Source organism: Vibrio sp. 10N.222.49.C12, assembly GCF_041475025.1.
GTDB lineage: Bacteria > Pseudomonadota > Gammaproteobacteria > Enterobacterales > Vibrionaceae > Vibrio > Vibrio crassostreae_C.
The window spans coordinates 1-217 of sequence record NZ_JBFRVF010000146.1 but is presented as its reverse complement, the minus strand read 5'-3'; the positions used below and the strand labels follow the sequence as shown (position 1 = coordinate 217).

Below are 217 nucleotides of genomic sequence, written 5' to 3'. Positions count from 1 at the left end.
AACTCCGTTGGTTCAATACGGAAGCTGGTCACATCATCACTTTGAGTGGTGTAAGTAATAGTTTGAGTTGAGCTAACCGCGCTACCGCTTGGTGCAGAGCCATCACTCAGATTGGTTTCCGACAAGTTCACAGTTGGCACATTATCAATGGTCGGAATATCACCATCGGTAATGGTCAGCGTGACGGTTGAGGTAAGCACATCGTTATCGGAGTCAC

The 217-nt window shown here is 47.5% G+C and carries 1 protein-coding gene; it reads right to left on the bottom strand.

All coding sequences use genetic code 11. The annotated features are described in order from the left end of the window. Positions 1-217, bottom strand: a 217-nt coding sequence (locus AB4583_RS21415) for a hypothetical protein (RefSeq protein WP_372119293.1), incomplete at both ends; no start/stop codon positions are given.